The organism is Mycobacterium kiyosense (assembly GCA_021654635.1).
Classification (GTDB): Bacteria; Actinomycetota; Actinomycetes; order Mycobacteriales; family Mycobacteriaceae; genus Mycobacterium; species Mycobacterium kiyosense.
In genome coordinates, this window is the sequence record AP025179.1 from 5,527,891 (window position 1) to 5,549,342 (window position 21,452).

At 66.2% G+C, this 21,452-nt stretch carries 19 protein-coding genes and 5 pseudogenes; 14 read left to right on the forward strand and 10 right to left on the reverse strand.

Features of this window, described 5'->3' with window-relative positions:
* Positions 1 to 11 precede the first annotated feature (11 nt).
* From L6444_RS25960 to L6444_RS25975, 4 genes are read left to right on the forward strand one after another with little or no spacing between them, the layout of a single operon-like run.
* A complete protein-coding gene (locus tag L6444_RS25960) occupies positions 12 to 1,292 on the forward strand; it encodes an NADH-ubiquinone oxidoreductase-F iron-sulfur binding region domain-containing protein (RefSeq protein ID WP_236978062.1) in 1,281 nt (426 codons plus the stop codon).
* 8 nt (positions 1,293 to 1,300) lie between these two features.
* The gene (locus L6444_RS25965) at positions 1,301 to 1,597 is read left to right on the forward strand and encodes a ferredoxin (protein WP_236978064.1); all 297 of its coding nucleotides are present in this window, start codon (positions 1,301 to 1,303) and stop codon (positions 1,595 to 1,597) included.
* Positions 1,594 to 2,376: an SDR family NAD(P)-dependent oxidoreductase gene (locus tag L6444_RS25970; RefSeq protein WP_236978067.1), complete on the forward strand. Its 783-nt coding sequence runs from the start codon at positions 1,594 to 1,596 to the stop codon at positions 2,374 to 2,376. The genes L6444_RS25965 and L6444_RS25970 overlap by 4 nt, the downstream gene beginning before the upstream one ends.
* Positions 2,364 to 3,350 carry a phosphotransferase family protein gene (locus tag L6444_RS25975; protein WP_236978068.1) on the forward strand — a complete coding sequence of 329 codons (987 nt, stop codon included), beginning with the start codon at positions 2,364 to 2,366 and terminating at the stop codon, positions 3,348 to 3,350. Before L6444_RS25970 ends, L6444_RS25975 begins: the two co-directional genes overlap by 13 nt.
* Here L6444_RS25975 and L6444_RS25980 read toward each other — a convergent pair.
* Both L6444_RS25980 and L6444_RS25985 read right to left on the reverse strand, forming a co-directional pair.
* Positions 3,323 to 4,618, reverse strand: a complete 1,296-nt coding sequence (locus L6444_RS25980) for an acyl-CoA dehydrogenase family protein (protein ID WP_236978069.1) — start codon at positions 4,616 to 4,618, stop codon at positions 3,323 to 3,325. The two genes, L6444_RS25975 and L6444_RS25980, sit on opposite strands and share 28 nt — an antisense overlap.
* 17 nt (positions 4,619 to 4,635) lie before the next feature.
* A pseudogene (locus L6444_RS25985) lies at positions 4,636 to 5,289 on the reverse strand (enoyl-CoA hydratase/isomerase family protein); the annotation flags it as partial.
* 182 nt (positions 5,290 to 5,471) lie between these two features.
* On the opposite strand from L6444_RS25985, the pseudogene istA reads away from it, so the two are divergent.
* The 3 genes and pseudogenes from istA to L6444_RS30305 form a co-directional block, all read left to right on the forward strand.
* Positions 5,472 to 7,132, forward strand: a pseudogene (istA, locus tag L6444_RS25990) (IS21 family transposase); the annotation flags it as partial.
* A gap of 58 nt (positions 7,133 to 7,190) precedes the next feature.
* Positions 7,191 to 7,646: an ATP-binding protein gene (locus L6444_RS30300; protein ID WP_255731020.1), complete on the forward strand. Its 456-nt coding sequence runs from the start codon at positions 7,191 to 7,193 to the stop codon at positions 7,644 to 7,646.
* A pseudogene (locus L6444_RS30305) lies at positions 7,558 to 8,031 on the forward strand (ATP-binding protein). The gene L6444_RS30300 and the pseudogene L6444_RS30305 overlap by 89 nt, the downstream one beginning before the upstream one ends.
* On the opposite strand, the gene L6444_RS26000 reads toward L6444_RS30305, so the two are convergent.
* Positions 7,952 to 8,134, reverse strand: a complete 183-nt coding sequence (locus L6444_RS26000; protein WP_236984652.1) for a Clp protease/crotonase-like domain-containing protein — start codon at positions 8,132 to 8,134, stop codon at positions 7,952 to 7,954. The pseudogene L6444_RS30305 and the gene L6444_RS26000 sit on opposite strands and share 80 nt — an antisense overlap.
* A 77-nt stretch (positions 8,135 to 8,211) precedes the next feature.
* Between L6444_RS26000 and L6444_RS26005 the strand changes: the two genes are divergently transcribed.
* From L6444_RS26005 to L6444_RS26020, 4 genes and pseudogenes are all read left to right on the forward strand, one after another.
* Positions 8,212 to 9,867: a thiolase C-terminal domain-containing protein gene (locus L6444_RS26005; RefSeq protein WP_236978070.1), complete on the forward strand. Its 1,656-nt coding sequence runs from the start codon at positions 8,212 to 8,214 to the stop codon at positions 9,865 to 9,867.
* Between the two features lie 44 nt (positions 9,868 to 9,911).
* Positions 9,912 to 10,759, forward strand: a pseudogene (locus L6444_RS26010) (alpha/beta hydrolase).
* A 121-nt stretch (positions 10,760 to 10,880) separates the two neighbouring features.
* Positions 10,881 to 12,086, forward strand: coding sequence for a cytochrome P450 (locus tag L6444_RS26015; RefSeq protein ID WP_236978071.1), 1,206 nt, complete (start codon positions 10,881 to 10,883; stop codon positions 12,084 to 12,086).
* Positions 12,083 to 12,278 (forward strand): annotated as a pseudogene (locus L6444_RS26020) (ferredoxin). The gene L6444_RS26015 and the pseudogene L6444_RS26020 overlap by 4 nt, the downstream one beginning before the upstream one ends.
* A gap of 10 nt (positions 12,279 to 12,288) precedes the next feature.
* Here L6444_RS26020 and L6444_RS26025 read toward each other — a convergent pair.
* The 7 genes from L6444_RS26025 to L6444_RS26055 all read right to left on the reverse strand — a co-directional run bounded on the left by L6444_RS26025 (position 12,289) and on the right by L6444_RS26055 (position 18,973).
* Positions 12,289 to 12,477 (reverse strand): ferredoxin, encoded by a 189-nt coding sequence (locus L6444_RS26025; RefSeq protein WP_236978072.1) that lies wholly within the window; start codon positions 12,475 to 12,477, stop codon positions 12,289 to 12,291.
* Entirely contained in the window at positions 12,474 to 13,757 is a 1,284-nt protein-coding gene (locus tag L6444_RS26030; protein ID WP_236984429.1) for a cytochrome P450, read from the reverse strand. The genes L6444_RS26025 and L6444_RS26030 overlap by 4 nt, the downstream gene beginning before the upstream one ends.
* 213 nt (positions 13,758 to 13,970) lie before the next feature.
* Positions 13,971 to 14,474 carry a hypothetical protein gene (locus L6444_RS26035; RefSeq protein WP_236978073.1) on the reverse strand — a complete coding sequence of 168 codons (504 nt, stop codon included), beginning with the start codon at positions 14,472 to 14,474 and terminating at the stop codon, positions 13,971 to 13,973.
* A complete protein-coding gene (locus tag L6444_RS26040; RefSeq protein WP_236978075.1) occupies positions 14,471 to 15,082 on the reverse strand; it encodes a TetR/AcrR family transcriptional regulator in 612 nt (203 codons plus the stop codon). Before L6444_RS26040 ends, L6444_RS26035 begins: the two co-directional genes overlap by 4 nt.
* Before the next feature lie 91 nt (positions 15,083 to 15,173).
* A complete protein-coding gene (locus L6444_RS26045) occupies positions 15,174 to 16,322 on the reverse strand; it encodes a thiolase family protein (RefSeq protein ID WP_236978077.1) in 1,149 nt (382 codons plus the stop codon).
* 82 nt (positions 16,323 to 16,404) lie between these two features.
* Positions 16,405 to 17,571 (reverse strand): acyl-CoA dehydrogenase family protein, encoded by a 1,167-nt coding sequence (locus L6444_RS26050; protein ID WP_236978079.1) that lies wholly within the window; start codon positions 17,569 to 17,571, stop codon positions 16,405 to 16,407.
* Between the two features lie 103 nt (positions 17,572 to 17,674).
* Complete coding sequence (locus L6444_RS26055; RefSeq protein WP_236978080.1) at positions 17,675 to 18,973, reverse strand: amidohydrolase family protein; 1,299 nt, start codon at positions 18,971 to 18,973, stop codon at positions 17,675 to 17,677.
* A 312-nt stretch (positions 18,974 to 19,285) separates the two neighbouring features.
* Between L6444_RS26055 and L6444_RS26060 the strand changes: the two genes are divergently transcribed.
* The 3 genes from L6444_RS26060 to L6444_RS26070 are packed head-to-tail and all read left to right on the forward strand — an operon-like array spanning position 19,286 to position 21,452.
* Complete coding sequence (locus tag L6444_RS26060) at positions 19,286 to 19,837, forward strand: carboxymuconolactone decarboxylase family protein (protein ID WP_236978081.1); 552 nt, start codon at positions 19,286 to 19,288, stop codon at positions 19,835 to 19,837.
* Between the two features lie 15 nt (positions 19,838 to 19,852).
* Positions 19,853 to 21,145 (forward strand): aromatic ring-hydroxylating oxygenase subunit alpha, encoded by a 1,293-nt coding sequence (locus L6444_RS26065; protein WP_236978082.1) that lies wholly within the window; start codon positions 19,853 to 19,855, stop codon positions 21,143 to 21,145.
* Entirely contained in the window at positions 21,126 to 21,452 is a 327-nt protein-coding gene (locus L6444_RS26070; RefSeq protein ID WP_236978083.1) for a hypothetical protein, read from the forward strand. Before L6444_RS26065 ends, L6444_RS26070 begins: the two co-directional genes overlap by 20 nt.

Genomic DNA, 21,452 nt, shown 5'->3' on the forward strand with positions numbered 1-21,452 from the left:
CGGGTTGTCTCATGACGACGACAGACTCGGTACTTCGCACCACCGCGTGGCCCGGCTGTCCGCCGCGGCTGCTCGGCTCGGGTCGGGAGGATCTGGCGGCCTACCGCGAGCGCGACGGATACCGTCCGCTCGCCGATGCCGAACGGTTGCTTGCCGAGGTCGAGGCGGGTGGACTGCTCGGTCGCGGCGGTGCGGCCTTCCCCCTTGCGGTGAAGTTGCGCACGGTCCGCACCAACGGCGCCAAGTACGGCCGCCCAGTCGCGGTGGCGAACGGCGAAGAGGGAGAACCGGCTTCGATCAAGGACCGGTGGCTGCTGCGCAACCGTCCGCACCTGGTGCTGGACGGTCTGCGGCTGGCCGCGGCGCTGGTGGCCGCCGAGCGGGCCTACGTCTTCGTCTCGGATGCCGAGTCGGCGCGCAGTGTCGAGGCGGCGCTCAGCGAACTCGACCCGACCTGTCTCGGTGGTGTCAGCGTCGACGTCGTCGCCGTCGACCCGGGGTACGTCGCCGGGGAGGAGACCGCCGCCGTGAACGCGATCAACGGCGGCCCTACCAAGCCCACCGACAAGCCACCGCGCCCGTTCGAGGTCGGTGTCGGGGGACGGCCCACATTGGTGAGCAACGTCGAGACGCTCGCCCAGCTGGCTTACCTGCAGAATCACGGCGCCGCGGAGTTCCGTTCGCAGGGCACCGCGCAGTCGCCGGGAACCTTCCTGGCCACCATTACCGGCGCCGGCCGGCCAGCAGTGCTCTACGAACTGCCGCACGGTGTCGCGTTTGCTGAACTGCTTGCGCTGCATGGTGTTTCGGCCGAGAAGGTACGCGGTGTGTTGATGGGCGGCTACTTCGCCGGATTGCTCGACCGGCGCGTGCTGGACGCCACCCTGGATCACGAGACCATCCGCGGGCTCGGCAGCGGGCTGGGCTGCGGAGCGATCTCGGTGATCGTCGACGAGTGCCCGGTGGCGGTCGCGGCGTCCGTGCTGGCCTACTTCGACCGCGAGAACGCCGGGCAGTGCGGTTCGTGCTTCAACGGCACGGCGGCCATGGCGGCCGCCGCCGGGGCGCTGCGGGACGGGGTGGCAGCCGTCGAGGATCTGGATCGGTTGCGCCGCTGGTCGCTGGTGTTGCGCGGTCGCGGCGCCTGCGGGACGCTGGACGCCGCCTGCAACATCGCGGCCTCGCTGCTCGACCAGTTCCCCGACGAGGTCGCCCGTCACCTGCACGGCACCTGTCCGGATTGCCGCGACGGCGCGTATCGCGCCGACCGTCCCTATCAGGTAGCGGGGTGAGGCGGGCGATGAGGATCAAGTTGGACCGCACCGTCTGTGATGGTTTCGGTTTGTGCGCCAAGCATGCTCCCGAATATTTCTCCCTCGACGACTGGGGCTACGCCTGCGTGATCGGCAACGGCGATGTGCCGCAGCAGGATCGCGACGCGGTGATGCGCGCGCTACTGGACTGCCCGGTGCATGCGATCACCGAGGTCGGCGAGCCCAAACCCAGCATCCCGCACCCGGAGTTGCACGACGAGGACGACCCGGCGTCACGGGTTAAGACCGAATCCAACGAAGCGGAGTGGGGATTCATCCGTTGACGAGGTGTGCCGGGCGGACCGCCTTGGTGACCGGAAGCAGCAGGGGTCTGGGCAAGGCGATCGCGCAGCGACTGGCAGCTGAGGGCGCCACCGTGGCCCTGACCGCACGGACACTGGATCCCGACCCGAAATACCAAGGTTCGCTGCGGGATACACTGGCGGAGATCACCGCCGCGGGTGGGTCGGCAATCGCGGTGCAGGCCGACCTGTCCAAGACCGAAGAGCGCGAAAGGCTCTTCGCCGAAGTCGTCCAACAAGTCGGTGCGCCCGACATCCTGGTCAACAACGCGGCGGTCACTTTTCTGCGACCGCTCGAAGATTTTCCGGAACGACGGGTGCGTCTGATGATGGAGATGCACGTCCTCGCGCCGCTGCACCTCACCCAACTGGCCATCCCAGCGATGCGGGAACGCCGGCGTGGCTGGGTGCTGAATGTGACGTCGGTAGGTGGGGATCTACCGTCCGGACCGCCGTTCGACGAGTTCGACCGCAGCGCGGGCTTCGGCATCTACGGGACCGTCAAAGCTGCCCTCAACCGGCTCACCAAAAGCCTTGCGGCCGAGCTGTACGACGACGGTATCGCGGTCAACGCGGCCGCACCGTCCAACCCGGTCGCCACACCCGGTGCGGGCACCCTGGACCTGGCCAAGACCGACACCGAGGACATCGGGCTGATCACCCAGACCGCACTCGAACTGTGCACCTGCGACCCCGCAACCACCACCGGCCGCATCGCGCACACCCAACCTTTCCTGCGTGAAATCGGTTGGCTGAGCTGACTTTCCATCAGTTGAGTGCCCGGCTCGCCCAAATCGAGGGCCTGGCGCCGCTGGCCGGCGGGGCATCCAGCCTGACCTACGCGGGCTCACTGTCCGGCCGGCCCGTGGTGGTGAAGGTGGCCCCGACCGGCGTCGCCCCGACCGGCCATCGCGACGTGTTGCGCCAGAGCCGCATCATCGCCGCCCTCAGCCGCACACCGGTTCCTGTCCCCGAGGTGTTGTGGGAAGACCCTGGCGACCCACCGGAGATACCGCCGCTGTTCGTGATGTCCTGGATCGAGGGCAGCTCGCCGGAGCCGCTGTTCGACCTCGACACCGCGCCACTGTCGAGTAACGTTGTGGCCGAGCGATTCCGACGCGCGGCCGCCACCATGGCTCGGCTGCACCGCATCGAGCCCACCGCCCTCGGGCTACCCGACGAGCCGATCGTCGGCGCCGCAGACGAGATCGAACGCTGGTGCCGCACACTGCAGACGGTGGACCCCGCACTGGCGCCGGGTTGGCACGATGTGGCGGGCGCGCTGCGGGACTCGGTTCCGCCGCCGGCGGGGCCGGCTCTGGTGCACGGCGACTTCCGGCTCGGTAATCTGCTCGCCGAGCGGGACCGGATCACCGCTGTGATCGATTGGGAGATATGGTCGGTCGGTGATCCACGCATCGACGCGGGGTGGTTTCTGATCAACAGCGATCCGCAAACCTACCGGCGTGCAACGCCTTACATTTCCTGCGCACCGCCGACCGACGAATTGTCCTCGATCTACCAGGAGGCCGTCGGAACCACGATGGCCGATCTCGACTGGTTTCAGGCGTTGGCGTGTTTCAAGTCCGTGGCTACCTGGTCGCTGATCGTCAAGCACAACCGCCGCCGGGACCGGCCGGATCCGGGCCTGGAAGACATGTCGCGCACCTTGCCGCACTTGCTGTCCAGAGCGCGTCAGCTGCTCGATCAGGAGCGCGGGATGCCCGCCAGTTGAGCGGCGAACTTGCGTTCGGCCGCCTCGCGCAGCCGCAGCAGGTGCTCGGAGGGAAACAGGTCCGGTGCCGGCTTGCGGTCTTTGAGTAGCAGCCGGGCCAGCACCGTCTTGTGCACCTCGGTGGGGCCGTCGGCCAGGCCGAGCACGAACGACTCGACCAGATGCTGCACGAACGGCATCTCGTGCGTCGTGCCCAGCGAACCGTGCACCTGCAACGCGCGTGCCGACACGTCGTGCAGGACCTTCTGCATCATCGCCTTCACCGCCGAGATGTCGGCGCGAACCGCCTTGTAGTCGTTGTGCTGATCGATCTTCCACGCCGTCTGCAACGTCAGCAGCCGGAACGCCTCGATCTCCATCCACGAGTCGGCGATCATCTCCTGCACCAGCTGCTTGTTGCCCAGCATGTCACCCTGCGTGCGTCGGGAAACCGCACGCTCGCACAGCATGTCGAAGATGCGCCGCACCAGGCCGACGGTACGCATGGCGTGGTGGATGCGGCCACCGCCGAGCCGCGTTTGGGCTACCACGAAAGCGCCGCCGCGCGGACCGAGCATGTGGTCGGCGGGAACCCGGACGTTCTCGTAGCGCACATAGCCTTCGCGGCCACCGCCGACCGGTTGGTAGCCCAAACCGACGTCGCGCAGCACATTGATGCCCGGCGTCTCGGCGGGCACCACGAACATCGAATGCCGTTCGTAGGGCGGGGCTTCCGGGTCGGTCACGGCCATCACGATCAGAAAGGAGGCCATCGACGCGAACGAGGAGAACCACTTCTCGCCGTTGATGATCCACTCGTCGCCATCGGGGACCGCGGTGGTGGTGAACACCTTCGGGTCGGCACCACCCTGCGGTTCGGTCATCGAGAAGCACGACACAATCCGGTTGTCCAGCAGCGGTTCGAGATAGCGCTTCTTCAACTCCGGGGTCCCGTAGTGGGCCAGGATCTCGCTGTTGCCGGAATCCGGTGCCTGGGATCCGAATACGATCGGAGCGCATTCGGAGCGGCCCAGAATCTCGTTGAGCAGCGCCAGTTTAAGTTGCCCGTACCCCGGCCCGCCGAGGTGCGGCCCGAGGTGGGTTGCCCACAGGCCGCGCTCTTTGACGATCTGCTGCAGCGGCGGAATCAGCGCCTGACGCACCGGGTCGTTGAGATCGTGAGACTCTTTGACCAACAAGTCAACCGGCTCGCACTCCGAGCGCACGAAGTCGTCCACCCAGGCCAGTTGCGCCGCCCAGTCCGGGTCAGTCGAGAAGTCCCACGCCACAAGCCGATCCTCTCGGGTTAACGCTGCGCCCACTTGCGACGAAGCGCGGCAGCCTCGTCGGTGGCGTGCGTAAGCACCTGATTGCGGTTCTCCAATTCGATGGCCGGGCCCAGGCCGGCAGCGTCGGTATTGACCTGCAGCGCACGCTTGGTCAGCTGCACCCCGAGCGGTGTCAGGTCGGCGATACGCCCCGCCGACTCGATCGCGCAGTCCAGCAACTCATCGGGTTCCACCAGTTGGCTCACCAACCCGCGCCGGTCGGCCTCCTGCGCGGTCACCGGCCGCCCGGTGAGCATCCAGTCCGCGGCGACGCTGGTGCCGACAATGCGCGGCAGGTGATAGCTCATGCCCATCTCGGCACCCGACAATCCCAGCAGGATCGCCGCATTGGCGAATGACGCTGCCGTCGAACAGATCCGGATATCCGCCGCCAGACACAACGCGAGCCCGGCACCGACACACGGCCCGTTGACCGCGGCGATCACCGGCTGCGGCAAATCGCGGATCGCCTGCGGTAACGCGGCCATGGATTCCTGAAACCTCAGCCGGTCGATCACGGGATCGTCGGCCGCCGGGATACCGGGTCCGAAGTCGCGAACGTCCAGACCGGCGCAGAACCCACGCCCGGCGCCGGTGAGAACAACCGCCTGCACCGACGTGTCGCGGGCCAGCGCTGCGAACGTCTCGGTCAGATCGGCCAGCAGCGCGTGGCTATGACAGTTTGATTCAGGACCGGTGTGACGGCCTGATTCAGGACCACCTTCTTTCAGACCGGTGTGTTGTGACGGTTTGATTCAGGACCACCCTCGACGGTTGGCGTGTCGATTATTGGCTCGCTGTCGGAGGGTTCCGGATGGGAAGTCGTGTGGAGCTGTTCGCCCAGATACGTAGGGACGCCCGGGTCGAGGGTTTGGGTATTCGGGCGCTTGCTCGTAAGTACAAGGTTGGCCGGGATACGGTCCGGCACGCGTTGGCGAATCCGGAGCCGCCGAGGCGGAAGACACCGGTGCGGGAGTCGCCGAAACTGGGCCCGCTCAAACCTGCGATTGATGCGATGCTGCGGACCGATCTGGATGCGCCCCGCAAGCAACGCCACACTGCGACAAGGATTTGCAATCGTCTGGCCGATGAACACGGCGTTGAGGATGTGTCGTATTCGTCGGTGCGTGACTATGTCCGGGTCCGTCGTGCGGAGATCATCGCCGAGTCCGGTAAGCAGGCGCAGGAAGCGTTCGTGCCGCAGGAACACCCGCCCGGCGCTGAAGCTGAGGTTGATTTCGGCGAGGTTCACGTCATCCTCGCTGGTGTCAGAACCCGCTGCTACATGTTCGTTTTCCGAATGTCGATGTCCGGCAAGGCAGTCCATCGGGTGTATGCGACTCAGTCGCAGGAGGCGTTCCTCGAAGGCCACATCGAAGCATTCGACGTGATCGGCGGCATCCCGGTGCGCCATATCCGCTACGACAACTTGAAGTCTGCGGTCACCTCGGTGGTGTTCGGCCGCGGTCGGGGCAGGGTCGAGAACGACCGGTGGGTGCTGTTCAGATCGTTCTACGGGTTCGACCCGTTCTACTGCCAGCCGGGAGTGAAAGGCGCCCACGAGAAAGGCGGAGTCGAGGGCGAGATCGGACGTTTCCGCCGCACCTGGCTCACGCCCATGCCGGAAGTGGACTCGCTGTCAGAGCTCAACGACTACATCCGCCGCTGCGAAGCACGTGAGGATCATCGGCGGGTCACCGGCCGGCTGCACACCGTGGGCCAGGACTTCCAGACCGAACGAGAACATCTCGCCGCTCTGCCTGCCGAGCGGTTCGACCCGGGGCTGGTGCTGCATCCACGGGTGGACCGGTCGGCGCTGATCACGGCGCGGTCGGCGAAGTACTCGGTTCCCGCCCGGTTGATCGGACGCAAAGTCAGGGTGTCGCTGCGGGCCTCGGGTTGGTCGTCTTCGACGGCCGCACTATCGCCGCACGCCATGAACGCGTCACGACCCGCAACGGGCAATCGATCAACCTCGACCACTATCTGGAGGTGTTGCACTGCAAACCCGGCGCGTTGCCCGGCTCCACCGCGCTTGCTCAGGCCCGCGCCGCCGGCACTTTCACCGCAGCGCACGAGGCGTTCTGGCAGCAGGCCCGCCGCGTCGACGGCGATGCTGGCGGGACTCGCTCGCTAATCGACGTGCTGCTGCTGCACCGCAGCATGCGCGCTACCGATGTGATCGCCGGGATCCACGCCGCCCTGTCGGTCGGTGCCGTTTCAGCGGATGTGGTCGCGGTCGAAGCACGCCTGCATGCCGCCGGTGGTGGTCTCGAATCAGACCGTCACGCCGGTAACCATGCCAATACCGTCGATTACCGGGTCGTCAGTCTGACCCAGCGCCGCCTGGCTGATCCAGCGACCGTGATCGCCGGCCTGCCACCCGACACCCGGCCGCTGCCTGACGTCGCGGCCTACGACGAGCTGCTCCAACGCAGACCCCAACACCGCCACCCGGTGACGGAATGGAAGGAACGACTGGATCATGAGCACGGCCACGAAAGTCACCAACACCCTGCGCCGCCAACGCGGGATGACCCCACAAGCGGCCCAAGCCGCCGTCGATTCCGCATGCCGACGCCTGCGGTTGCCGACCGTGCGTGCGGTGATCGACGAAGCAGTGAAAGTCGCCGAGCGTGAACAGCTCACCTACCACGGCTTCCTCGCCGAACTGCTCCTGGCCGAATGCGATGACCGGGACCGCCGATCCACCTTGCGGCGAGTCGCAGCGGCCGGGTTTCCACGTCAGAAATGGTTGGGCGACTTCGATTTCGACGCCAACCCAAACATCAACGCCGCCACCGTACATACCGTCGCCCAAGGCGATTGGATACGCCGAGGCGACCCGCTCTGCCTGATCGGCGACTCGGGCACCGGCAAGTCCCACCTTTCTCATTGGTGTGGGCACCGCCGCCGCCGAGCAAGGCTTCCGCGTCCGCTACACACTGGCGACCAAACTGGTCAACGAACTCGTCGAGGCCGCCGATGAAAAGCAACTCGCCCGCACGATCGCCCGCTACGGCCGCGTCGATCTTTTATGTATCGACGAACTCGGCTACATGGAACTCGACCGCCGGGGCGGAGTTGCTGTTCCAAGTACTCACTGAACGCGAGGAAAGGCGTCAGTAGCCATCGCATCCAACGAGAGTTTCTCCGGCTGGACCAAAACCTTCACCGACCCCCGACTCTGCGCCGCGATCGTCGACCGACTCACCTTCCACGGCACCATCATCGAAACCGGCACCACCTCATACCGGCTCAGCCATACCCGCGGTAGCAGCTCGCGATCACAGCCTACGAAGACGCCTGAGCCACCACCTCCTCGCCGAGGTGGTCCCGAATCAAGCCGTCACAGTGGTCCTGAGTCAGGTTGACATAGAGAAGCGCGCTATTGATGGCATTCAGTTGCGCCGGGCGGTTCAGCCGCAGCACTTCCACACCGGAGCGTGGTGTCTCACGCACCAGCGTCTCCGTCACCCAAAGATGATAACGTAATTCTCGTATTCGCATAACGGGCCTACCAATGCGGTGGCCGTTCTATTTGCGGAGGTGACGTGTCAGCTGCACCGGGTCGCCCGCTGCCCCAGCTCACAGACGAGAACGAGTTCTTCTGGACCGCCGGCGCCGACGGGCAGTTGCGGTTCCGGGAATGCCGGGCCTGCCAGGCGCTGATCCATCCGCCCGCACCGGTTTGCCGGTACTGCCGCTCCCGCGACATCGGCGTGCGCGACGTTTCCGGCCGGGCGACGCTGGCCGGGTTCACCGTCAATCACCGCTTCAGCATCCCCGGCATGCCTGCGCCGTACGTGGTCGCTCAGGTGGCGATCGCCGAGGATCCGCGGGTTCGCCTGACCACCAACATCGTGGACTCCGACCCAGAGGCGCTCGAGCTGGGCCAGCAGGTGCAGGTGGTCTTCGAGCAGGTCGATGACGTCTGGCTGCCGCTGTTCCGTCCGGTCCCCGGCGTCGACCCCGGCCCACTCCCCGACGACGCGATCGCCCCGGAACGTTTCGGCGAGCACGTCCGCCCGATGCTGACCACCGAGAAGTTCGAGGACAAGGTCGCCCTCACCGGTATCGGCATGTCGAAGATCGGCCGTCGCCAGATGCTGCCGCCGCTGTCGCTCACCATCGACGCCTGCGAGGCGGCGATCGCCGACGCGGGACTGACCTTCGCCGACATCGACGGCCTGTCCACCTACCCCGGCGGCGGCAACCTGGGCGGATTCGGCGAGGGCGGGGTGACCGCGCTGGAAGCCGCGCTGGGCATCCGGCCGACCTGGCACAACGGCGGAATCGAGACGTTCGGCCCGGGCGGGTCGGTGATCGCGGCCATGCTGGCGGTGTCGGCCGGCCTGGCCCGGCACGTGCTGTGCTTCCGGACGCTGTGGGAAGCCACCTTCAACGAGCAGATGAAGCGGGGCAAGATCGTCCCGTCCGGCGGCCGCACCACCAGCTGGCAGTGGCCGTTCGGCGCGACGTCCGCCGCACACACGCTGGCGCTCAACGCCCAGCGCCACTTCCACCGGTACGGCACCACCAAAGAGACGCTGGGCTGGATCGCGCTCAACCAGCGCGCCAACGCCGCACTGAACCCGACCGCGATCTATCGCGACCCGATGACGATGGAGGACTACCTGGGCGCCCGGCCCATCACCACGCCGTTCGGGCTCTACGACTGCGACGTGCCCTGCGACGGCGCCGTCGCCGTCATCGTCTCGGCCGTCGACGCCGCCCGCGACCTGGCCAAGCCGCCGGTGCTGGTGGAAGCGGTGGGGACGCAGATCATCGAGCCCATCGACTGGGACCAGAGCACGTTGACCCACGAGCCGCAAGTACTGGGGCAAGCGGCGCATCTGTGGACACGCACCTCGCTGCGGCCCTCCGACGTCGACGTCGCCGAACTGTACGACGGGTTCACCATGAACTGCCTGTCCTGGATCGAGGCGCTGGGATTCTGCGGCATCGGTGAAGCCCGCGAATTCCTGGACGGCGGCCGCAACATCGCCCGCGACGGCGTGATCCCACTCAACACCCACGGCGGGCAGCTCTCGCACGGCCGCACGCACGGCATGGGTCTGCTGCACGAGGCGGTCACCCAGCTGCGCGGCGAGGCCGGCGCGCGCCAGGTCGCCGACGCCCGCGTCGGCGTGGTCAGCAGCGGCGGCCTCACGCCCAGCGGCGTGATCCTGCTCCGGGCCGACGCGTGAACAGTCCGGTAAGACCACGGGTCGTCATCGTCGACGGTGTCCCCATGTCGGGCGTCATCGCCGAGGCCGACAACCCCAAAGCGGTGCTGCTGGCCATTCACGGCGGTGGCACCAGCGCCGTCTACTTCGACTGCCCCGGGCATCCCGAGCTGTCACTGTTGCGGCTGGGAGCGACGCTGGGATTCACCGTCGTCGCGATCGACCGGCCGGGACACGGCAGCTCCGCGGCATATCCGGAGGCGGTGCAGACCCCCCGAGCAGCGCGTCGATCTCGCCTACGGCGCGCTCGACCGGATCTTGGGCGAGCGGCCCCGCGGTGCCGGGCTGTTCCTGCTGGGCCATTCGGGTGGGTGTGAACTGGCCACCCGGATGGCCGCCCACGCGGGCGACCACCGCGGCGCCGGCCTGCTGGGCCTGGAACTCGGTGGCACCGGCAGGCGCTACCACGACGCCGCCAAACAGATCATGAAAGCGGCCGAGGTCAAGGAACGGCCACCGGGCACCCGCGAACTGCTGTGGGAGCCGACCCGGCTGTATCCCCCCGGACATCCTGCACGGCGTCACGAACTCGTCGTCGGCTCCGCCGTACGAACGGGACGTGGCGCTGAACTGGCCGCACCGCTATTTCCCGGAGCTGGCGCCCGCGGTCCGCGTGCCGGTGCGCTACAGCCTCGGCGAGCACGACAATGTCTTCCGGTCCGACCCGGCCGCGCTCGCCGAAATCGGCGGGATGTTCCAGACGGCACCGTCATTCGTCACCGAATTGCATTCCGACGCCGGACACAATCTGAGCCTCGGTCATTCCGCGGCCGACTACCACCGCACCGTATTCGCGTTCGTGGACCAGTGCGTGAGCGCGCGCGGCGGCGCCGGTGCGCGGGAAGCCGGTTGATGCTTCCGATTCGGGTCTTTCGGTCCTTTCCGCAACGCCCGGAAGCCGCTACCGTTAGCGTTACAGTCAGACGTTCAGCTGTAATGGTGTCAGCCCGCAGCTCATCAGCGAGGAGCGTTCCATGACCAAATCGAAGGTCACCTTCGATCCCTTCTCCGAGGACTTCTTCAACGGCGCCTGGGATACCTACCGGCGCATGCAGGAGGAAGCGCCGGTCTATTACAGCGAGGAGTACGACTTCTATGCGCTGACCCGCCACGCGGACGTCGCCGCGGGCTTGAAGAACTTCGAGACCTACTCCTCGGCCTTCGGCATCGACCTGTCGATGGTGCGCACCGGCAGGCCGCCGGAGCAGAAGTCGATCATCTTCATGGACCCGCCGGACCACCGGCACATGCGCAGCCTGCTCAACAAGGTGTTCACCCCCCGCGCGATCCAATCCCAGCGCGAGATGGTCGGCCAGAAGATCGACAAGTACCTGGCCAAGGTGGACCCGGAGAACTTCGATGTGGTGCAGGACTTCTCCGGCCCGTTCCCGGTCGAGGTGATCACCACGATGCTCGGCGTGCCGGAAGAGAACGCCCAGCGGATCCGCTACCTGATCGACGAGTCACTGCATCGCGAGCCCGGGCAAGTCGAGGTCGGCGAACGCGGCATGCAGGCCAACATCGAAACCGGGATGCTCTATTACGACATCCTGCAACAGCGCCGTGCCGAACCGCAGGACGACCTGTTCACCAAGCTGATCAACGCCGAGATCACCCGCGAGGACGGCCATCCCACCAAGCTGGACGACGTCGAAATCGCGGGATTCGCAACACTTTTGGGCGGTGCCGGCGCCGAAACCGTCACCAAGCTGATCGGCAACGCACCGGTGGTGTTCGCGCGGTTCCCCGGCGAGTGGCAGAAACTGCTCGACGACCGCAGCAAGATTCCCGCCGCGGTCGAGGAACTGCTGCGCTACGAGGCGCCGTCGCAGTACCAGGTCCGCTGCTCGGTCAAAGATGTTGAGCTGCACGGAGTCACCATCCCGGCGATGAAACCGGTGTTCCTGATCAACGGAGCGGCCAACCGCGACCCGCGGGCGTGGACCGACCCCGACACCTTCAACATCGACCGCAACAGTCACGAGGCGCTGAACCTGAGCTTCGGCTACGGAATACACAGCTGTCTGGGCGCGGCGCTGGCCCGGATGGAGAGCGCGATCGCGCTGGACAAGCTGCTGGACTTCATGCCCCGCTACGAGGTGGACTGGGAGAACTGCAACCGCGTGCAGATGCAGAATGTCGCGGGCTGGAAGAACGTGCCGGTGAAGGTAGTCCGATGAGGATCGAAGTCGACTGGGACCTGTGTGAAAGCAACGGCGTGTGCATGGGCATCATCCCCGGAGGTATTCGAACTCGGCGACGACGACATGCTGACGGTGCACCGGACCGAGGTCACCCCGGACATCGAGGAGCAGGTGCGCGAGGCCGTTCGACAATGCCCGCGCCAAGCGATCCTGCTCGTCGAGGACTAGAAACCCCTCCTCAACGCTCCTTGATCGCCTGCTCCGGACAGCATTCGATGGCCTCACGGGTAGCCGCCTCGAATTCGGTTGGAATTTCCGAGGTTATCGCCTCGGCGTAGCCGTCGTCGGTGAGGGTGAACACTTCCGGGCACAACGTCAGGCACATGCCGTGCCCGCGGCAGAACCCGTCGTCGACCCAGACCTTCATGCCGGCGTGAACTCCAGGTGCAACTCGGTCAGGCCACGCAGGATGTAGGTCGGAACGTATTGGTAGCGGCGCTGATTCTCGGGACCGTGCACCTGTTCGTCGACTTTGATCTCGGAGGTCCGGTCCAGCAGCCGCTCGATCGCCACCCGGGTCTCGGCCCGTGCCAACGGGGCGCCGGGGCAGCTGTGAATGCCGCGGCCGAACGAGATGTGCTGCCGGGCGTTCTTGCGGGCCGGGTCGAAGGTGGCCGGGTCGTCGAAGCGGCGCGGGTCGCGGTTGGCCGCGGCTTGCACGATCATCACCGTGGTTCCCGACGGCAGATCGACACCACCGACATTGACCGGCACCCGGTTCATCCGGAAGTCGCCCTTGACCGGGCTCTCGATGCGCAGCGATTCCTCGATGAAGTTGGGGATCAGGCTGCGGTCCTTGCGCAACTGCGCCTGGATGTCGGGGCGCTCCCCGAGCGTCTGCAGCGCGGCCCCGAGCAGCCGGACGGTGGTCTCCTGCCCGGCCGAGAACACGTTACTGGCAACGCGCGCAACGTCTTCGACCTCCGGAATGGACCCGTCCGGATATGTGGCCGTGGCCAGGCCGGTGAGCACGTCGTCGCGGGGCTCGCGGCGGCGATCCCGGACATAGTCGGAGAACAGGCCGTAGAGGAATTCCAGCGGGCTGTGCGCCAGCGCTTCCTTGCCGGTGCCGCCGATGCCGCCGCCGGAGTGCTCGCGGATGCCCTTGACGAACTTGTCCCGGTCCTCCATCGGCACACCCAGCAGGTCGGCGATGACGAGCAGCGTGAACGGGCCGGCGAACCCTTTGATGAACTCGCCCTTGCCCGGCGCCAGGAAGTCGTCGAGCACCTGATCGGCCAGCGCCCACATCGCGTCCTCGTTCTCCTTGAGGCGCTTGGGGGTGATCAACCGCATCAGCAGCGAGCGGTGGTTGGTGTGGGTGGGCGGGTCCAGGGTCGGCGGCTGGTCGCTGAACGGCAGCTTGTCGCGGTTCTGCTCGATCAGCTCGGTGAGGTCGGAGTCGCCCAGCCCTTCCAGTGACACCGGGAAGCCCGGGAAGGGTCCGGTCACCGAGATGCACGACGACCAGGTATCGGCGTCGTTCAGCACGGCGCAGGCTTCTTCCCAGCCGGTCACCATGGTGACGCCGTGGTGCTCTTCGCGCGTGACGGGGCACTGCTGGCGAAGGGCCTCGTAGTACGGGTAAGGATCCTGGACCAGCTGCTTGTCGCGGAAAAAGTCCAGCTCGGTGAGGTCGTTCACCATCTGCAGCTCCTTGATCTCAGCTAGCGAGAATCTGGCTCTCATTGTTGAGTATTACATTTTCACAGGCGCCGGCGAAATCGCAACGGCGATTGCGAGGACATCCGGGCCCGCCGGGTCCGGTCGGGCGCCGAGCCGGCCGCCGACTGCGAAATGCCCGACGCGACACGCCGATCGAGCGTCGCGGCATGCACCGTGGGCGCCGACGGCGCTGCGTCAGGCCGGCAGCAGGTCGGCCGCAACCGACCGGCAGGCCATCAAGCCGCTGCGGAACGACTCGACCGGACCGATGGAGCTCAGCGGCGCCGCGGCCGCGGCCAGCGCCCGCGCCTTGAACTTGCGGGCCGCCATGCTCAGCTGGTGCTGCACCCGGCCCACGCTGTCGTCCAGTTCGGCCGGCCAGGTCTTGCCCCACAGGATGACTTCGGTGACGCCGTGGTCCAGGGCCTGCAACACCCCCGCGCGCACCCGCGGGTCCGAGCCGACCAGGTCGGCCGCGGCCGCCAACGCCTGCGGCCGGGGTCGCGTCTGCGCCGAGGCCAGTGCCAATTCCAGGTCGAGCGTCTTCGCGCCCAGGATGTGCAGCGGCCGGTCGTCGGGGTGGTCGGTCAGCAGCACGGTGACGTCCCAGCCGGCCATCGACCGGTCGAACAGCCAGCCCCCGGCAAACGTCACGACATCGGCGACGCTGGAGGCCACGACGTCGAGGCGGTACCTCATGTCGTGCTCGCTGCCGACGGGGAGAAGTCGCGCGCCAGAGACTCCGCGTACTCCTTGAACACCTCGGCCAGTGGTATCGACGGGTCGAGCAACCATGTCATTTCCATTCCGTGGGTGAAGGCGAGGATTTCCACCGCCTTGACGGCTGGGTCTATGTCATCGCGATACCGGCCTTCGGCCTGACCTCGGCGGATGGCGGCAGCGACGATTTCGGTGGCGTCCCGCTGGCGGGTGACCAGACGGTCGTGCAGCGGCGCGTCGGGGTCGATGTTCTCCACCAACAGCACGGTGAACGTGCCGACCAGTTCCGGCGCCCGGTTGAACCGGTCGGCGACCTGCGCGATCTCGCCGAGCAGATCGCCGCCGCGGTCGGAGTGCGTGTCGTCGTCGAGGTCACGGGCATCCAGCACCGCGTGCAGCAACTGTTCCTTGGACTCGAAGTGGTGCAGCAGCCCGGCCGGGCTCACCCCGGCCTCCCTGGCGATCTGGGCCAGGGTGGTGGTGCGCCATCCGTTGCGAGACAGCAGTCGTTGTGCCACCGCGAGGATCCGCTGCTTACGGTCCTCGCCCTTGGCGAGCAGCGTGTCGTACGGCCGCGCTTCGGGCACCGCGCTCCTAGGAATTGGGCTGTAGCAAAACCTACTGAACACACAGTAGGTTGGTTTGGCTACGCTGACAAGGGGGTGGCGGCGCCGATTTTCAGCCGACCAGCTCGACGATCGTCGCGTTGGCGGTACCGCCGCCCTCACACATGGTCTGCAGCCCGAATCGGATGCCGTTGGCGCGCATGTGGTGGATCATCCGCGTCATCAGCACCGCACCGGAAGCACCCAACGGGTGGCCCAGCGCGATGGCGCCGCCCAGCGGATTGAGCCGTTCGGGCTCCGCGCCGGTCTCGGCGAGCCAGGCCAACGGCACCGGCGCGAAGGCCTCGTTGACTTCGAAGACCCCGACGTCGCCGATCTTGATGCCGGACTTGGCCAGCACCTTCTTGGTGGCCGGAATGGGGCCGGTCAGCATCAGCACCGGGTCGGCGCCGGTGACCGCTCCGGCGCGATAGCGCACGATCGGCGTCAGCCCCATTTCCAGCGCCAGGTCGGAGGTGGTCACCAACAGCGCGGCCGCACCGTCGGAGATCTGCGAGGAGTTGCCCGCGTGGATCACCCCGTCCTCGGCGAAGGCCGGTTTGAGCCCGGCCAACTTCTCGACGCTGGTGCCGCGCCGCACCCCTTCGTCGGCGTCGACGACGGCCGCTTCCCCGGGGAAGACCGGCACGATCTGCTCGGTGAAGGCGCCGCTGTCCTGCGCGGCGGCGGCGCGCTCGTGGGACAAGGCGGAGTACTCGTCCAGCCGGGTGCGGGAGAGCCCCCACTTCTTGGCGATCAGCTCCGCCGACAGACCCTGGTTGAACGAGAAATTGTCATAGCGGGCAAGGACTTTCGGGCCGTAGGGCATGCCGGTCGCCCGCGCCGCCCCGAGCGGGACGCGGCTCATCACCTCGACGCCGCCGGCCACCACGACGTCCTGCTGACCCGACATCACCGCATGCACGGCGAAGTCCAGAGCCTGCTGGCTGGACCCGCACGCCCGGTTGACCGTGGTGCCCGGGATGCTCTCCGGCCAACCCGCCGCCAGCACGGCGAAGCGCCCGATGTTGCTGGACTGGTCGCCGACCTGGGATACGCAACCCCAGATCACGTCGTCGACGATCTCGGGGCTGACGCCGGTGCGTTCCAGCAGTTCGTTGAGGACCACGGCGGACAGGTCGGCGGCGTGCATGCCGGACAAACCGCCGTTGCGTTTACCCACCGGGGTGCGCACGGCTTCGACGATGACCGTTTCACGCATGTTCGGCCGCCTCTCGCTCGCCGAAGTGCACTGCGGGCGAAAAACCCGCCGCCAGTGCACGTTCGATGATCAACAACCTACGTCAGTAACTGCGCGGCAGTTTAAGCACGTTGGATCCCAGGAAGTTCAGGATCATTTCCTGGCTGACCGGCGCGATCTTCATCAGCCGGGCCTCGCGGAAATAGCGCGTGATGTGGTACTCCTCCGCATAACCCATGCCGCCGTGCGTCTGCAACGCCCGGTCGGCGGCGGCGAAGCCCGCGTCGGCACACAGGTACTTGGCCGTATTGGCTTCGCGCCCACAGGGTTTGCCGTTGTCGTAGAGCCAGGTGGCCTTGCGCAGCATGAGTTCGGCGGCGTCGAGGCGGGCCAGCGAGTCGGCCAGCGGGAACTGCAGGCCCTGGTTCATCCCAATCGGGCGGCCGAACACTTCCCGCTCGTTGCCGTACTTGACCGCCTTCTCCAGCGCCACCCGCCCGATGCCCAGCGCCTCGGCGGCGATCAGCATCCGCTCCGGGTTCAGGCCGTCGAGGATGTACTGAAATCCCTTGCCTTCCTCGCCAACCCGGTCCTCGACCGGCACCTCGAGGTTGTCGATGAAAAGCTCGTTGGAGCTAACGGCGTTGCGGCCCATCTTGCGGATCGGCCGGATGTCGACCCGGCTGCGGTCCAGGTCGGTGAGGAACAACGTCATGCCGTCGGTCTTCTTGGTGACCTCGTCGTAGGACTGCGTCCTGGTCAGCAACAGAATCTTGTCGGACTCCATCGCCTTGGAAATCCACACTTTTCGGCCGTTCACCACATAACGGTCGCCGTCCCGCTTGGCGAAGGTGGTGATGCGCGAAGTGTCCAGGCCGGCACCGGGTTCGGTCACACCGAAGCAGATGTGGGTCTGCCCGGTTGCCACCGGCGGCAACGTACGGGCCTTGAGTTCGTCGGAACCGTGCACCACCACCGGTTGCATGCCGAAGATCGACAGATGGATGGAGCTGGCGGCATTCATCGCGCCGCCGGACTTGGCGACCTCCTCGAGCAGGATGGTGGCCTCGGTGATGCCCAGGCCGTGTCCGCCGTATTCGGTCGGGATGGTCATCCCCAGCCAGCCGCCGTCGGCGATGGCGCGGTAGAACTCCGTCGGGAATTCGTGCGCCTGATCTTTCTCCATCCAGTACTGGTCGTCGAACTTCGACGCCAGCTCCGCCACCGACCGGCGGATCAACTCCTGGTCTTCGGTCAGCTCAAAATTCATCCCACCCACGGGGCACTTCCTTTCAGCGCGAGTAGACGCAAACGCACCCGGAATCGGTCATCTTCAGGGGCTTTTGCGTCTGCTCGCGGGTAGACCGGACCGTCTAGTCCTTGTTGCCGGTAAGGGCTTTCGCGTTAGCCGCGAAGTCGGCGAACGACGAACCGCCACGACTGTCCTTTTCGTGACCCTGCGCCTTGATGGAGACGTCGTGTCCCTCGGCGGCCTTGCGCAGCGCACCGACGCTCGCCTGTTCGCGACTGATGTGGGTGAACGGGTCGAACGAGTACCAGCGCATGGCGTTCTCGTGGGTCATCTTGTTGATCTCGTCGTCGGGCACGTTGTTCAGCGACAGCACATCCCACAGCTCTTCGGGGGCACCCGGCCACATGGAGTCGCTGTGCGGGTAGTCGGCTTCCCAGCAGATGTTGTCGATGCCGATCATGTTGCGCAGGGCCACACCGACCTTGTCGCTGATGAAGCAGGTCAGGAAGTGGTCACGGAAAACCTCGCTGGGCAGCTTGCCCTTGAAGTCCTGGTGCGTCCAGGCCGAGTGCATCTCGTAGGTCCGGTCCGCGCGCTCCAGGAAGTAGGGAATCCAGCCGGTTCCGCCCTCGGACAGCGCGATCTTGAGGTCCGGGTATTCCTTGATCGGCCGCGACCACAGCAGGTCGGCGGCGGCTTGCACGATGTTCATCGGCTGCAGCGTGATCATCACGTCCATCGGGGCATCCGGCGCGGTGATCGCCAACCGCCCCGAGGAACCGATGTGCACGTTCATCACTGTGTCGGTGTCCACCAAGGCTTTCCACAGCGGGTTCCAGTACTCGTCGTGGAAGCTGGGATAGCCCATCGCAGCCGGGTTCTCGGTGAAGGTCAGCGCGTGCACACCCTTCTTGGACACCCGGCGCACCTCGGCGGCGCATGCCTCGGCATCCCAGATCACCGGGATCGCCATCGGGATGAATCGCGCCGGATAGGCGCCGCACCACTCGTCGATGTGCCAGTCGTTGTAGGCCTGCACCAGCGCGATCGAGAAGTCGTGGTCGTCGGTGGCGAACAGGCGCCCGGCAAAGCCGGGGAACGACGGGAAGCAGATCGAGGCCAGGATGCCCCCGGCGTTCATGTCCTTGACGCGCTCGTCGACGTTGTAGCAACCGGGCCGGATCTCATCGAGCCCAGTCGGCTCGATGCCGTACTCCTCCTTCGGCCGGCCGGCGACGGCGTTGAGCGCGACGTTCGGGATCACCGTGTCGCGGAACTTCCACATGTCCGAGCCGTCGGCATTGTGCACCAGGCGCGGCGCGTCGTCCTGATACTTCTTGGCCAGATGGTTCTTGAACATGTTGGGCGGCTCGACGGTGTGGTCGTCCACGCTGATCAGGATCATGTCCTCTTTGTTCATGGGCTGTTCCCTCCTAATCGGGGTCCATTCGAGCGCGCGGCGGCACCACCTTCGCAAAGCTCGCTATATGTGAAAACTATCTTCTCGCGAAGCGAGAATCAACATCCAGCATCGGCGCCGCGCGCACTGTCGGCCCCGTAGCGGGCGTTTCGGCCGGGCGAATCGCCGGCTTCGCCGGGTCACCGCCGGGCAGTCCCGCAGCCGGCCGTCCGGCCGCCCATCGAGCCAGGATTGACCAGCCGAGCGATTCATGCAAGTCTATTAGTTGGAAATGAGAATAGGATTCTCCTTGATCGAGAGGAACCCAGGTAGATGCGTCTGCCGCCCCTGCCCGCCGACCAGTGGGACGAGTCCGTCGACCAGGCGCTGGCCGTCATGCTGCCCGCCGAGCGCCGCAATCCGCGCGACGCGTCCAACATCCTGGCGACCCTGGTCAACCATCCGGCGCTCACCAAGGCGTTCCTTCGGTTCAACGTCCACCTGTTATTCACCTCCACCCTGCCGCCGCGCATCCGCGAGTTGGCCATCCTGCGGGCCGCGCACCGGCGCCAGTGCGCCTACGAGTGGAACCACCACGTCAACCTCGCCAAGCGTGAGGGCGTGACCGACGACGAGATCGAGGCGGTGCGAAGCGGCGGCGACGCCTGGGCGGGCGACGAGTTCGAGCGCGCCGTCATCGTCGGAGTCGACGAACTCGACGAGAAATCCCAGTTGTCCGACCAGACCTGGGCGACCCTCGGCACCCGCTTCGACGATCGCCAGCGCATGGACTACGTGTTCACCGTCGGCTCTTACATCATGTTGGCCATGGCGCTCAACACTTTTGGCGTTCAGGTCGAAAAGACCCACCAGACTGAAGACTGAGAGAAAGGTAGGACGTTGGCCCACTTCCCCAAGCCAGCTGCCGGCAGCTGGACAGAGAATTATCCCGAGCTGGGGACCGACCCGGTCGACTACAGCGACTCGATCGACCCGGCGTTCTTCGAGGCCGAGCGCGAAGCGGTGTTCCGCAAACAGTGGCTCAACGTCGGACGGGTGAACCGGCTGCCGCGCACCGGCAGCTACTTCACCCGGGAACTGCCCTCGGCCGGACCCGGTACCTCGGTGATCATCGTCAAGACCAAGGACGGCTCGGTCAAGGCGTACCACAACGTCTGCCGGCACCGCGGAAACAAGTTGGTGTGGAACGACTTTCCCAACGAGGAGACCTCCGGAACCTGCCGGCAGTTCACCTGCAAGTACCACGCCTGGCGGTACAGCCTGGACGGCGACCTCACGTTCGTCCAGCAGGAGGACGAGTTCTTCAACCTCGACAAGAGCCGCTACGGCCTGGCGCCGGTCCGCTGCGAGGTGTGGGAAGGCTTCATCTTCATCAACTTCGACAACAACGCGGCGCCACTGGTCGACTACCTGGGTCCACTGGCCAAGAGCATCGAGGGCTACCCGTTCGGCGAGATGACCGAGACCTACTCCTACCGCGCCGAGGTCGGCAGCAACTGGAAGTTGTTCATCGACGCGTTCGTCGAGTTCTACCACGCGCCGATCCTGCACCAGGGGCAGTACACCAAGGAGGAAGCCGCCAAGATCCAGAAGTTCGGCTACGAGGCGCTGCACTACGAACTGGCCGGCCCGCACAGCCTGCAGTCGACCTGGGGTGGTCAGGCGCCACCGCCGGACATGTCCATGGTCAAGCCGATGGACCAAGTGCTGCGCAGCGGCCTGTTCGGGCCTTGGGACAAGCCCGAGATCATCGAAAAGCTGGAGCTGCCCCAGGGCGTCAACGTCAAGCGGGTACCGCAGTGGGGCATCGACTCGTGGCTCTTCTACCCCAACTTCATGTTGCTGATCTGGGAGCCGGGCTGGTTCCTGACGTACCACTACTGGCCGACCGCGGTGGACAAGCACATCTTCGAAGCCGTGCTGTATTTCGTGCCGCCGCGCAACGCGCGCGAACGCCTGGCCCAGGAGCTGGCCGCGGTGACGTTCAAGGAGTACGCGCTGCAGGACGCCAACACCCTGGAAGCGACCCAGACCATGATCGGGACCCGGGCCGTCCAGGAGTTCCTGCTGTGCGACCAGGAAGTCCTGATCCGCCACCTGCACAAGACGACCGGCGACTACGTGCACAACTGGGTGAAGGAGCGCCAGAACAATGGCAAAGTTACCGTCTGAATTCGCTGCGCTGGAACCGTTTCTGGATTGGGATCTGGCCCACGAGCCGGACCGCTACGCCAAACGGCTGGCCTCGACGATGGCCGAGATGCAGGAGTTCTACGACGTCGCGTTCCCACTCCTCAACGACGTCATCGCCTACTGCGACCAGTTCCCGCTGGACGACCTGCCCGACGACGCGAAGTCCCTCATGCACATCATGCAGTCGCTGGTCATGGTGTCGTTCCCGATCGAGGCCTGGAAGCAGCCGCGGGTTCCCGACAGCGGCGCCGCGTGGGTGGAAGTGCTCCACGAACCGGTGATCTGA